Raw genomic sequence first — 11,896 nt, 5'->3', positions numbered from 1 at the left:
AGGGACGATGCGCACCAATTGAGCGAGCCCGGAATTGACACCACACAACACTCCTTCACCCATCTCCAGCGCCCCGGCGCCGGCCGCCACCAACGCTGACGGGCCACGCCCGCAAGCCGTGCAGGGGCCAGCACGGGGACGTTTTTCCCGGCTCCCACTCCTGGCCGGCCGCAGCTTCATTCCGCTGGGACTGTTCGCCCGGCTTCCCCTGGCGATGCTGACCGTCGGCACCCTGACCCTCGTCACCTCGGTCAGCGGCTCCTTTGCCGCCGGCGGCTCAGCGGCAGGTGCTGTGGGCATTGGTTCTGCGCTGGGCGCTCCCTTACTGGGTGCTTTGGCGGACCGGCGGGGACAACGGCCCGTCCTGCTTTTGGCCGCGGTGCTCAACACGGCAGCGGTGATGGCCCTGGTCTTTGCCGCCATGGCCACGGCAGCCGGGGATTTCCCGCCCGCCGTCCTCACGGCTGCCTTCGCGGCCGGCGCCTCCTGCCCCCAGGTGGGGCCCCTCGCCCGGGTCCGCTGGATGTCCCTGACGGCCAGCGGCGCAGGCGCGGGGGAGACCCGGGGAGATGGCGGCCGGGACCTTGATGCTGCGCTTTCCTATGAGAGCACCGCCGATGAGGTAACTTTCGTCCTCGGACCGGCCCTGGTGGGAATCCTCGCCAGCCTCGTGGCACCGTGGCTGCCGCTGGCCCTGGCAGCTGCGATGACCATCACCCTCGTCCCGGCCTTCGCCGTGCATCCCACCCACCGGGCCGTGCCTGTCACCCGTGCCCGCAACGTGAAGCGCCGGCGCTCCGCCCGCACCGCCAGGCTGCCCTGGGCGGTCGCGCTGCCTGTCCTGGCAATGGTCTGCATGGGCACATTCTTCGGTTCAACCCAGGCTGCGTTGAGCGCCTTTTCCGCACAGCTGGCCGGGTCGGAGATTGCCGGACTGCTGTATGCGGTCATGGGCCTTAGTTCGGCGGCCGCGGCGCTGTCCGTGGCCTACTGGCCCCGCCGCCTTGGCCCCGCGCTGCGGTGGGTGCTCTGCGCGGCCCTGATGGCCGGGCTGGCGTTCCTGCTGCTGGTCCCGTCGTCGCTGCCCATGATGGCCCTCGTTCTGCTGGTCCTCGGACTCCCGGTGGGGCCCGTCATGGTGACCGTCTTCGCCGTCGGCGGCACCCTTGCTCCCGCCGGCCGGCTGAGTACGGTGATGACGGCCCTGGCCAGCGGCATCGTCGCCGGAACCGCCCTCGGATCCTCCATCGGGGGCCAGCTGGCCCAGCTTCACGGGCCTGCGGCGGCATTCCTCGTCCCGGTCGGTGCAGCCGCGGGGCTGGCGCTGCTCGGCGCGGGAGCCGCCGTCGTGCTCTCCCGGAAGGCCTGAAAGAGCGGTTCCCACCGGGTGGGCCGGCCCTTCCCAGCTGTCAGGCGAGCTGGCTTTCGATCCTCGCCGCACTTTCCGCGATGGCGCTGCCTACCGTTTCCGGCGTGTGGGCCGAGCGGATATACACCACGGCCAGGGCCGCCGGCCGCCCGCCGGGCACCCGGATCGGGGCTGCCAGCGAAGACACCCCGGCGATGACCTCGTCATGGCTGGCTGCGTAGCCCTTCCGGCGTGCTTCCGATGCTTCCGGCCGGTACTGAATCCCTGTTCCCAGCCGGTCCCACTCCGTTTCAGAGAGGGCAGACTGGATGGCAATGCCCGGCGCCCCGGCGTTGATTGGGTGGCGGGTGCCCGGGTGCTGGGCCACGGTGGCCCCGGAGTGCCGGGGCTCCACGGTGACCAGCGTGATGCAGTCGTGGTGGTCCCACACTGCCACGAAGGCCGTCATGTCCAGGGAGTTCGCCAGCTGGGTGAGTTCCGGCAGGGCAGCGCTTTGCAGGTTCCGCGAGACGCCGCGGGCCAGGACGGCGAGGCCGGGGCCCGGCTGGACCCGCCCGGCATCGTCCCGCACCAGGAGGGAGTGGTCTTCCAGGGTGCGCAGGATCCGGTAAGCCACGGAGCGGTGGACCCCCATGGCGTCGGCCAGTTCGGCGATGGTCAGCGGGCCGGGGGCGGCCGCCAGGATCTCGAGGGCGCGGATACCACGGGACAGGGTCTGCGACGGCGAAGCCTGGGCCGGGGCACCGGTGGTCCGGGCTGCAGCTGGAGGAGTCATGGTGTCCATCCTAGGTTGCCGCCCTCCGGGCGTGACGCTTGTCTCATTGCACGGCGGGGCGGTATTGTCCTCTATACGAACTAGCAGTTCCAATATAGAACTTCTTCTCCGCGGCTGTGGCCGCAAATATCCCCATCCCGTGTTACGCATCACAAATACGTAGTACCCTATCGACTAACTGACCGTTCTGTCGGTAATTCTGAAGTCGTCCGGGCGGCCATGCTGCCCAATAAACAATGGAGTTTCAATGACCACACCTTCCAAGGTGGACACCCCCGCCGGCCCCAGTACCCGGCAGGAGGAACGCAAGGTCCTCGCAGGCACCCTCGTCGGTACCACGATCGAGTGGTATGACTTCTTCATCTTTGCCCAGTTGACGGCGACGCTGCTGTCGCCGCTCTTCCTGGCACCGCTGAACGAATCCAACCCGGGCCTTGCCCAGATCCTCTCCTTCGCCCTGATCGGCATCAGCTTCCTGTTCCGTCCGCTGGGGGCCGTGATCGCCGGACACCTGGGCGACCGCCTGGGCCGCAAGGCAATGCTGGTGTTCACCCTGGTGATGATGGGCGCCGCAACGGCCCTCATCGGCGTTCTTCCCACCTACGCACAGATCGGGGCATGGGCTCCTGTGCTGCTGATCCTGCTGCGCGTCATCCAGGGTTTCTCAGCCGGTGGTGAATGGGGCGGTGCCGCCCTGATGGCCGTGGAGCATGCCCCCATCAGCCGGCGCGGCCTGTTCGGCGCGTACCCGCAGATCGGCGTGCCAGTGGGCATGATCCTGGCCACCGGCCTGCTGTTTTTCCTCAACACCGGCATGTCCAAGGAAGACTTTGCCGCCTGGGGATGGCGCGTGCCGTTCCTGCTGTCCATCGTCCTGATCGTGGTCGGCTACCTGATCCGCCGCGCCGTGGCGGAGAGCCCGGTCTTCCAGGAAATGGCCCAGCGGAAGAAGGAAAGCAAGGCCCCCCTGGGTGAGCTGATCCGGAACCACAAGCTGCCCGTCCTGTACTCCACGCTCATCTTCATCGGCAACAATGCCGCCGGCTACCTGCTGATCGCCTTCTTCATCTCCTATGCCACCAAGACGCTGAAGATGCCCACCCCGCAGATCCTGCTGGCCACCACGCTGGCCTCCTTCGGCTGGCTGATCTTCACCCTCGTGGGCGGCTGGCTCTCCGACCGCATTGGCCGCGTCAAGACCTTCCTGATCGGCTACGCCATCGTCTTCGCCTGGATGATCCCGATGTTCGCGCTGATCGACACCAAGGACATCATGCTCTACGGCGTGGCCCTGTTTGTCCTGACGATCGGCCTGGGCCTGTCCTATGGTCCGATGTCCGCCATGTATGCCGAGATGTTCCCCGCCAACGTCCGGTACTCCGGCATTTCCATTGGGTACGCCTTCGGCGCCATCCTGGGCGGTGCCTTCGCGGCAACCATTGCCGAAACCCTGCTGCAGTCCACCAAGTGGGCCGGTTCGATCGGCATCTACATCATGGTCCTCTGTGTCATCTCCGCCGTCGGCGTTGTCCTGGCCAAGGAGACCAAGGGCCGCCCGCTCGGCGTCAGCAGCCACCACTGACCTGACGGCGCAGGCCCACCCACCGCCCATTGGATAGGTGGGCCCTCCCATGAAGCAGCAGGCCCGGACCGCCTGGTCCGGGCCTGCTGCTGTGCCTGGCCGTTCAGGCGGACAGAAATCGCACCGCGTCGTCGTCGGTCAACTGGCCGAACTGGCGGTACCAGCTGCCCACCGCGCGGAACTTGCCGGGCAGGTGCAGGCAGACCACGGCATCGCACACCCGCTCCAGCGACGCCTCGGCGTCCACCGATCCCACGGGCGCGGCGGCCACTACGGCAGCGGCACCCTCTTCCCTCATCGCTTCGACGGCGGCACGCATCGTGGCGCCTGTGGCCAGGCCGTCGTCGACCAGGATGACCGTCTTGCCGGAGACGTCCAGGTCGGCACCCGGATAAAGCTGTACCCGGCGGAGGAGTTCGGCGCGTTCGCGCTCCTCCACGCCGTCCAGCTGTTCCTGGCCAACGCCGTGCTCACGGACACGTTCCAGCAGGGGCCGGTTAAGCAGCCGGACCATCCGGCCGCGTGCCCAGGCGAGGGCGCCGTACGCCGTCTCCTCGTGCCCGGGGATTCCCAGTTTCCGCACCAGGACGGTGCCAAGGGGCAGGCCCAGGGCCTGCGCCGCGGCGGCTGCCACGGGGATGCCGCCGCGGGCAAGGCCAAGCACAACTGTGTCCTGACGTCCCTCGAACCGGGCCAGGGCGGCCGCCAGCCGTGCGCCGGCCTCCGTGCGGTCCTCGAAACGCGTACCCATCTGTCCCTCCCGGCACTGCAGCCTGCCCTCAACATACTCCTGCGCACGCTGCCATGCTCCGGCAGCGCCGGGCCGCTTAGACCGCCAGGAACGAAATAGCGGCCTGCTTGAATGCCCGGCTGGTGATGGCGTTGGTGTGGTTACGGCCCGGGAGGAGCAGCTGCTCGGCCATGGAACCGGCGCCGCGGGCCAGCTCGGCAAGCCGGGGCAGGGTACCCGCCCGTTCGTCCTTGTCACCCGCCACCAGCAGCATTGGAACGTGGGGGACCGCCTCGGCGGGATCGTAGGGCTCGGCCTTGATGGCTTCCACCAGGGACAGCAGGGCGAAGATGTTGTTCCCCGGCAGCAGCAGCGCCATTTTCAGGAGCTGGGCCGTGGATTCGTCCTTGATGGGCGTGCCGTCTGCCAGGTAGTCTTGGGCGGCGATGAGGTCGAACCCGGCCAGCGGATCTGAGTCGTTGGGCCCGCCGAGCACCACCCGGTGCACCAGCTCGGGCTGGGTCGCCGCGAACTCCCAGGCGAGCCGGGATCCCAGGGAGTAGCCCACCACGTCCAGGCCGCTGGAAGGGTCGCCGTCCTGCAGGGGGCGGGCACCGGCGTCGAACGCCGCCTGGAGCAGGTCCGCCCGGATCCGGCTGGGGGAGTAGGAGTCGCGGTCTTCAGGAGCTCCGCTGCGTCCGTGCCCCGGAAGGTCCACGGTGATGACCCGGCGGCCGGCGTCCAGCAGGGCCGACACCCAACCGGTGTCCTCCCAGTTGAGCTTGGAGGACGAGGAAAAGCCGTGCAGCAACAGCACCGGCCGGAGGCCTGCATCGGTGGCAGGGTCATGGACCGCCACATACAGCTGCGGGTCGGTCCCTTCGACGGTGTGCGCCTGCTGCTGTCCGGTGTGCCTGCCGCTCATGGTGTCAGTTTCCCCAATCAGGTACGGCGCCTGGGCTGGCCCGGCGCGTCGGTGCGTCTTGCTGGAAAGGTACGATCCACTCTACCTGTTGGCGGCTTGCTTCCTGCCGGTCAGCCGGGCCCCGGCGGCGCACGCTGCAGCGATCCCGGCGATCAGTGCGAACGTGCTGAAAAGCTGGACCCGGCTGGCGTCCGCACTCAGGCCGACGGCGAAAATCAGGCCCAGCAGGACCAGCCCCAGGATGGTCAGGCCGGGGAATCCCCTCATCCGAAGGGGCAGTGCGGTTCCATCCCGGGTGGCACGCCGCCGTAGGATCAGCTGGGACACCAGGGCGCTGCCCCATACCACCAGGCAGGTGGACCCCACCAGCTGGAACAGCGCCGGCAGGATCCGTTCCGGGAACAGCAGTTCAAGGACCGTGGCGATGAAGCCGAACGCCACCGACACTGCCACGGCGGGGAGGGGCACGTCTGATCGGTTGAGCCGGGTCAGGAACCGTGGCGCCTCGCCACGCTGGGCAAGGGAATAGGCCATGCGGGAGGCTCCGTAGAGATTGGCGTTCAGTGCCGAGAGGAGCGCGACGACGGCCACCAGGGTGATGGCGGTGGAGGCACCGGGGATCCGTGCGGCGTCCAGCACCCCGGCAAAGGGTGAGGAAAGGCCTTGGGACGTGGCGGGGAGGACGGCGGCAATGACGAAGACCGAGCCGATGTAGAAGACCAGGATGCGCCACACCACGGTGCGGATGGCCTTGCCTACGCTGCGTTCCGGATCTTCCGTTTCAGCAGCTGCCACCGAGACAATTTCGGTCCCGCCGAACGCGAAAATCACCACGAACAACGCAGCCGCAACACCCCCCAGGCCCTGGGGTGCAAAGTCGCCCGTGAGGTTCTGCATACCCGGCGAGGCCACTCCGGGCAGCAGGCCCAGGAGCAGCGCTGCCCCCACGGCAAGGAACAGGACAATTACAGCAACCTTGAGGATGGCGAACCAGAACTCGAACTCCCCAAAGTTGCGGACTCCGGCCAGGTTGACGCCGGTGAACACCACCATGAAGAGCAGCGCCAGCGCCCACACCGGAACCACCGGCCAGACGGAGAACAGCAAGCCGGCGGCACCCAGAGCCTCCGCCGCGATCACCACCACCAGCTGCAGCCACCACAGCCACCCGATCGTGGCACCCGCCGTCCGTCCCAGCGCCCGCTGGGCGTAGACGGAGAAGGCCCCGCTGCTCGGATTCGCCGCCGCCATCTCACCGAGCGCCCACATCACCAGGATGATCAGTGTTCCAGCCACCAGGTAGGAGATGAGGACTGCCGGGCCGGCTGCCTGGATGCCGGCGCCCGATCCCAGGAACAGCCCGGCGCCGATGGCACTGCCGAGCCCCATCATGGTGAGCTGGCGCGGCTTCATGCTGTGCCTGGTGGCGGTGGCGGTGGCGTTGGCGGGGGTCTGAGGCGGGGCGGATGTGGTCCGGTCAGACTTCATCGTCATGGGGATGGGCACCTTCTGGGGCTTGGTTCGATGGTTCCGGTCCGGGAGGGTCCGGAGGTCCTTGTGGGACCTCTTGAATTTACCGTCTCCGGTCCGGCGCCAAAAACGGGGGAAGGAGCCGGCCCCGGCCCGAAGGCGGACTCATAGGCAGGCGGATGGCAGGTCCCCTCCGGCGGCTGCCAAAATCCCCGGCGGAAATATTTCCTTTTCCGGTCCTGCGCCCCGTAGAATTAGTTTTGGTCAAGTTGACCATAACTAGCGTACGGTGGCCCATCCGGCAGCCGGGGATGGCGAAAGGCGGTGGACCGCTTGTACTACAGCTCGGCAAATGTTTCCGAGCGGCAGGCCGCGCCGCCGTCGCTGGCCATCTCCACGGTGATCTTTGCGCTCAGGCCCAGCGAAACCTCCGGCCGCCCCACCCTGTGGCTTCCCCTGGTCCGCCGGATCCGTGAGCCTTTCAAGGGCATGTGGGCTCTGCCCGGAGGCCCGCTCAGCCACGATGAATCGCTCCAGGACGCCGCCGCCAGGAACCTCCGGGAAACCACAGGCCTGGCGCCCCGCTACCTTGAGCAGCTGTACGCCTTTGGCGGCCTGCACCGCTCACCCACCCAGCGGGTGGTTTCCATCGTGTACTGGGCCCTGGTCCAGCCAACGGAGGCTGCGCTCGCGGACGAGTCAGAGAATGTCAGGTGGTTCCGCGCGGACCGGCTCGGCGACCTGGCGTTCGACCACAACGCCATCGTGGACTACGCCCTCTGGCGGCTGCGCAACAAGCTTGCCTACGGGTCCGTGGCCTACCACCTGCTGGGCGAGTACTTCACGCTGGCCCAGGTCCGCGAAGTCTACGAAGCAGTCCTTGACCGGCAGTTGGATCCGGCGAACTTCCGCCGGCAACTCAAATCCACCCCGGAAATCGAAGAAACCGGGGAGTACCTCCAGGGCGGCAAGCACCGTCCGCCACGCCTCTACCGCTTTACCGGCCGGCCAGGCCTTGACCCAGACAACAGGAGCACACCATGAGCAGCGTCAACACGGCAATCCAGCTGATCACGCGCGAGCAGGCCGAAAAGGGCGCAGCGGCCGAACGCAGTACCTGCAGCCCGGCGCTGGCCAAGGGCCCGTGGGACTATGATCTGGCCGAGGCACTCGCCGGCGTGCCCGCGTACGGCCCCGGCGCTTCCAGCGCGGACCCCGCCCCGGCCTCCACGCCGCGCCAGGGCCAGCTGCCGGACGAGTACAAGCTGGCCAGCGACGCCGAACTTGACGAGCGGATCAGGGCCGCCAAGGCAGCGCTGGGGGAGCGGGCCGTCATCCTGGGGCACTTCTACCAGCGCGACGAAGTGATCCAGTACGCGGACTTCGTCGGTGATTCCTTCCAGCTCGCCAACGCCGCATTGACCCGGCCGGACGCCGAGGCCATCGTCTTCTGCGGCGTCCACTTCATGGCCGAGACCGCGGACATCCTCTCCACCCCGGAGCAGGCGGTCATCCTGCCCAACCTCGCCGCCGGCTGCTCCATGGCGGACATGGCGGACGAGGACTCGGTGGAGGAATGCTGGGAGCAACTGGCAGAGGTCTTCGGCACGGAGCGCGACGCCGACGGCCGGGTCCCGGTCATCCCCGTCACCTACATGAACTCCTCCGCCGCCCTGAAAGCGTTCTGCGGTGAACACGGCGGCATCGTCTGCACATCCTCCAACGCCAGGACCGTGCTCGAGTGGGCGTTCCAGCGCGCACAGCGGGTGCTCTTCTTCCCGGACCAGCACTTGGGCCGCAACACCGCGAAGGCCTTGGGCGTCCCCCTGGAGCAGATGCCCATGTGGAACCCGCGCAAGGACCTGGGCGGCAATGACGAACCGGCGCTGCTGGATTCCCGGGTCATCCTCTGGCACGGGTTCTGCTCCGTCCACAAGCGCTTCAACGTGGCCCAGATTGAGAAGGCCCGCGCGGACTTCCCCGGTGTCCAGATCATCGTGCACCCCGAATGCCCCATGGAGGTGGTGGACGCAGCCGACTCCGCCGGTTCCACGGACTTCATCAAGAAGGCCATCGCCGCCGCCACCGAGCCCACCACGTTCGCCATCGGCACCGAGATCAACATGGTGAACCGGCTTGCCGCCGAGTACCCGCAGCACACCATCTTCTGCCTGGACCCGGTCATCTGCCCCTGCTCCACCATGTACCGCATCCACCCCGGCTACCTGGCCTGGGTGCTGGAGGAACTGGTGGCCGGCCGCGTGGTCAACCGCATCACCGTGGACGACGACGTGCAGGCCAACGCCAGGACGGCGCTCGAGCGCATGCTCGCTGCGAGGCCCTGATGACGCGCCGGCTCGCCGTCGTCGGAAGCGGCATCGCCGGGCTCTACGCCGCGCTGCTGGTTGCCGATGCCGGCGCGGACGTGGTGCTGCTGACCAAGGGCACGCTGGACAACAGCAACACCTGGTACGCGCAGGGCGGCATTTCGGCGGTGTTGGATGAGCCAGCGCCGGGGGACACCGTTGCCGCGCACATCGCCGACACGCTCCGGGCCGGTGCCGGCCACTGCAACGAGGATGCCGTCCGGCTGATGTGCACGCAGGCGCGCCAGGACATTACGGGCCTCCAGCGCTACGGGGTGGCCTTCGATGCGGGGGATGAGGGCACCGGACGTGAAAGCAAAGGGAACGACGGCGGCCCGGCGCTTGGGCTGGAAGCGGCCCACAGTGCCCCCCGCATCCTGCACGCAGGAGGCGACGCCACGGGTGCGCGCGTCGCCGGCGCGCTCATCGAGGCCGTGCTGTCCCGGCGGGACGAAGGCAAGCTCACGCTCCTCACCGGCGCCCACGCCAACGCACTCGTCATCCGGCACGGCCGCGTGGCGGGAGTCGACTACCTGCACGCCGGCGAAACCGCCCGCCTTGAGGCGGACGCCGTCCTGCTCGCCACCGGCGGAGCCGGGCAGCTCTTCGCCCAGACCACCAACCCCGCCGTTGCCACCGCCGACGGCCTGGCGCTCGCCGTCCGCGCCGGGGCAGCCACGGCAGACCTGGAGTTCTTCCAGTTCCACCCCACCTGCCTGGCCAGCGCAGCCACCGCCCACCCGGACAGGCTGGACGGGCCGCTGCTGATTTCCGAAGCCGTCCGCGGCGAAGGCGCCGTCCTGCTCGACTCCAGCGGCCGGCGCTTCATGCAGGCGTACCACCCCGACGCCGAACTGGCCCCGCGCGACGTCGTTTCCCGCAGCATCGCCCTCCACCTCGCCAAACTCGGAGACCCCACCGGGCACGTCTACCTGGACGCCCGCGCCATCGAGGAGTCCAGGGGCGCCGGCTTCCTCCAGCAGCGCTTCCCCACCCTCACCCGCAGGACCCTCGAAGCCGGCATCGACTGGACCCGCGAACTGGTCCCCGTCGCCCCCGCCGCCCACTACTGGATGGGCGGAGTCGCCACCGACCTCTCCGGCCGCACCAGCGTCCCCGGCCTCTACGCCGCCGGCGAAGTTGCCTGCACCGGCGTCCAAGGGGCAAACCGGCTGGCCAGCAACTCCCTCCTGGAGGGACTCGTCTTTGGCCGCCGCGCGGTTGAATCTTTCCTCTCCGGTGACTACGACGGCGGTGCTTGGGTGGCGCCTGACGGCCCTCCTCCGCGTGCTGCCTCGGCCGCGCGCGGCCTCCCCTTGACGCACGCTTCCGGAGCACCCTCAGGCGCCGAGGTTCGTCCCGGTGTGGGTGCCGCTTATGAAAGGCAACCAGCGGAGCGCTCAGGTGCGCCGGCAGTGAGTTGGCCGTCCAGCTTCGGTGGGGGAGACGAGGCCGGGGAGCCCTTTTCCCGGGCGGCCCTTCGGCGGTTGATGACTGCCCATGCCGGGGTGCTGCGCTCCGGGGAACTGTTGGCTTCGGCCGCCGGCACCCTTGCCGCCTGGGCCGCCGTCGTCCGTCCTGATGCTGACCCGAACTCCGCTGATCCCCTGGCGTACGAGGACCGGAACCTTTTGCTGGCCGCGCAGCTGCTCGTCTCTGCCGCCCTGGACCGGACCGGATCCCTGGGCGCCCACTACCGCAGCGACATCCCCGAAGAATCCGACCGTCCGTCCCCGCTCCGTCCGAAAGCGAGCCTGCTCCATGACTGAACCCGCCGTGATCGACCAGGCGGCCGCCCTGCGCACCGCCCTGGACCTCACCCTTCCGTCCGCGCCCGTACGGGAGATCCTGGAACGGGCCTTCGCCGAGGACGCACCCTCCGGGGACATCACCTCCCAGCTGCTCATTCCGGCCGGCGCCACCGCCACCGCCGTCCTCAACGCCCGGGTCCCCGGCGTCTTCAGCGGGGCCACCGTGTTCCGGGACGCGATGCAGCTGGTCGACCCCGCTACCCGCGTGGAGCTGCTCGTGGCGGACGGGGAATCGTTCGACGCCGGCACGCACCTCGCCCGGGTCAGCGGCAGTGCGCGTTCGGTGCTGCTCGCGGAACGGGTGGCACTCAACCTGGTCCAGCGGATGTCCGCGATCGCCACCAGGACCGCCGAGTTCGTGCGCCTGGCGGGGAGTACGCGCGCCCGGATCACCGACACGCGCAAGACAACCCCGGGCCTGCGCATCCTGGAACGGTTCGCGGTGCGGTGCGGCGGCGGTTCGAACCACCGGTACAGCCTGTCCGATGCCGTCCTGGCCAAGGACAACCACCTCGCCGTGATGACCGGCGGGGACCCGGCGAAGCTCACCGCCCTCCTGCTGGCCGCCAAGGCACAGCTGGGCCACACCACGCACTTCGAAGTGGAAGTGGACCGGATGGACCAGATCGAACCCGTCCTGGCCGCCGGCGTGGACACCATCATGCTGGACAACTTCACCGTGGAGGAGCTGAAGGCCGGGGTGGCCCTCATTAACGGCCGTGCCACCGTGGAGGCCAGCGGCAACGTCAACCCCGGCACCGTCGCTGCCATCGCCGGCACAGGCGTGGATGTCATCTCCGTGGGTGCCCTCACGCACTCGGTCGCAGCCCTGGACCTGGGCCTCGACGTGGAACTGGCCGCCGGGTGA

Annotated in this window: 10 protein-coding genes; 6 read left to right on the top strand and 4 right to left on the bottom strand. The window is 68.7% G+C overall.

All coding sequences use genetic code 11. The annotated features are described in order from the left end of the window. Positions 1-34: 34 nt before the first annotated feature. A complete protein-coding gene (locus tag RM50_RS13095; RefSeq protein WP_043453328.1) occupies positions 35-1,369 on the top strand; it encodes an MFS transporter in 1,335 nt (444 codons plus the stop codon). Positions 1,370-1,409: 40 nt separating this feature from the next. On the opposite strand, the gene RM50_RS13090 is transcribed toward RM50_RS13095, so the two are convergent. Next, positions 1,410-2,144: an IclR family transcriptional regulator gene (locus RM50_RS13090; protein WP_043453325.1), complete on the bottom strand. Its 735-nt coding sequence runs from the start codon at positions 2,142-2,144 to the stop codon at positions 1,410-1,412. 247 nt (positions 2,145-2,391) lie between these two features. On the opposite strand from RM50_RS13090, the gene RM50_RS13085 reads away from it, so the two are divergent. Next, positions 2,392-3,726 (top strand): MFS transporter, encoded by a 1,335-nt coding sequence (locus RM50_RS13085; protein WP_043453323.1) that lies wholly within the window; start codon positions 2,392-2,394, stop codon positions 3,724-3,726. A 103-nt stretch (positions 3,727-3,829) separates the two neighbouring features. Here RM50_RS13085 and RM50_RS13080 read toward each other — a convergent pair whose 3' ends face one another. The 3 genes from RM50_RS13080 to RM50_RS13070 all read right to left on the bottom strand — a co-directional run bounded on the left by RM50_RS13080 (position 3,830) and on the right by RM50_RS13070 (position 6,875). Next, on the bottom strand, positions 3,830-4,477 hold the full coding sequence (locus RM50_RS13080) for a phosphoribosyltransferase (RefSeq protein WP_043453321.1): 648 nt from the start codon (positions 4,475-4,477) through the stop codon (positions 3,830-3,832). Between the two features lie 76 nt (positions 4,478-4,553). Then, positions 4,554-5,381 (bottom strand): alpha/beta fold hydrolase, encoded by an 828-nt coding sequence (locus RM50_RS13075; protein ID WP_043453320.1) that lies wholly within the window; start codon positions 5,379-5,381, stop codon positions 4,554-4,556. Positions 5,382-5,462: 81 nt separating this feature from the next. Continuing rightward, on the bottom strand, positions 5,463-6,875 hold the full coding sequence (locus RM50_RS13070; RefSeq protein ID WP_043453318.1) for an amino acid permease: 1,413 nt from the start codon (positions 6,873-6,875) through the stop codon (positions 5,463-5,465). Positions 6,876-7,184: 309 nt separating this feature from the next. Here RM50_RS13070 and RM50_RS13065 point away from each other — a divergent pair, with 309 nt between their 5' ends. Genes RM50_RS13065 through nadC form a run of 4 tightly spaced genes read left to right on the top strand, consistent with a single transcriptional unit; the run spans position 7,185 to position 11,896 of the window. Further along, the gene (locus tag RM50_RS13065) at positions 7,185-7,895 is read left to right on the top strand and encodes an NrtR DNA-binding winged helix domain-containing protein (protein ID WP_205622266.1); all 711 of its coding nucleotides are present in this window, start codon (positions 7,185-7,187) and stop codon (positions 7,893-7,895) included. After that, a complete protein-coding gene (gene nadA, locus RM50_RS13060) occupies positions 7,892-9,196 on the top strand; it encodes a quinolinate synthase NadA (RefSeq protein WP_043453312.1) in 1,305 nt (434 codons plus the stop codon). The genes RM50_RS13065 and nadA overlap by 4 nt, the downstream gene beginning before the upstream one ends. Then, positions 9,196-10,986, top strand: a complete 1,791-nt coding sequence (locus tag RM50_RS13055) for an L-aspartate oxidase (protein ID WP_043453309.1) — start codon at positions 9,196-9,198, stop codon at positions 10,984-10,986. The genes nadA and RM50_RS13055 overlap by 1 nt, the downstream gene beginning before the upstream one ends. Continuing rightward, positions 10,979-11,896 carry a carboxylating nicotinate-nucleotide diphosphorylase gene (gene nadC, locus RM50_RS13050; protein ID WP_052260216.1) on the top strand — a complete coding sequence of 306 codons (918 nt, stop codon included), beginning with the start codon at positions 10,979-10,981 and terminating at the stop codon, positions 11,894-11,896. The genes RM50_RS13055 and nadC overlap by 8 nt, the downstream gene beginning before the upstream one ends.

The sequence above is a fragment of the Pseudarthrobacter phenanthrenivorans genome, from assembly GCF_000813845.1.
Lineage (GTDB): Bacteria > Actinomycetota > Actinomycetes > Actinomycetales > Micrococcaceae > Arthrobacter > Arthrobacter phenanthrenivorans_B.
Note: the sequence above shows the minus strand (reverse complement) of the source record. Positions and strands in the feature narration are given on the sequence as shown.

Coding starts and splice junctions, on each gene's coding strand:
- RM50_RS13090 (WP_043453325.1), bottom strand. CDS start 2,144: ATGACTCCTCCAGCTGCAGCCCGGACCACCGGTGCCCCGGCCCAGGCT.
- RM50_RS13085 (WP_043453323.1), top strand. CDS start 2,392: ATGACCACACCTTCCAAGGTGGACACCCCCGCCGGCCCCAGTACCCGG.
- RM50_RS13080 (WP_043453321.1), bottom strand. CDS start 4,477: ATGGGTACGCGTTTCGAGGACCGCACGGAGGCCGGCGCACGGCTGGCG.
- RM50_RS13075 (WP_043453320.1), bottom strand. CDS start 5,381: ATGAGCGGCAGGCACACCGGACAGCAGCAGGCGCACACCGTCGAAGGG.
- RM50_RS13070 (WP_043453318.1), bottom strand. CDS start 6,875: ATGACGATGAAGTCTGACCGGACCACATCCGCCCCGCCTCAGACCCCC.
- nadA (WP_043453312.1), top strand. CDS start 7,892: ATGAGCAGCGTCAACACGGCAATCCAGCTGATCACGCGCGAGCAGGCC.
- RM50_RS13055 (WP_043453309.1), top strand. CDS start 9,196: ATGACGCGCCGGCTCGCCGTCGTCGGAAGCGGCATCGCCGGGCTCTAC.
- nadC (WP_052260216.1), top strand. CDS start 10,979: ATGACTGAACCCGCCGTGATCGACCAGGCGGCCGCCCTGCGCACCGCC.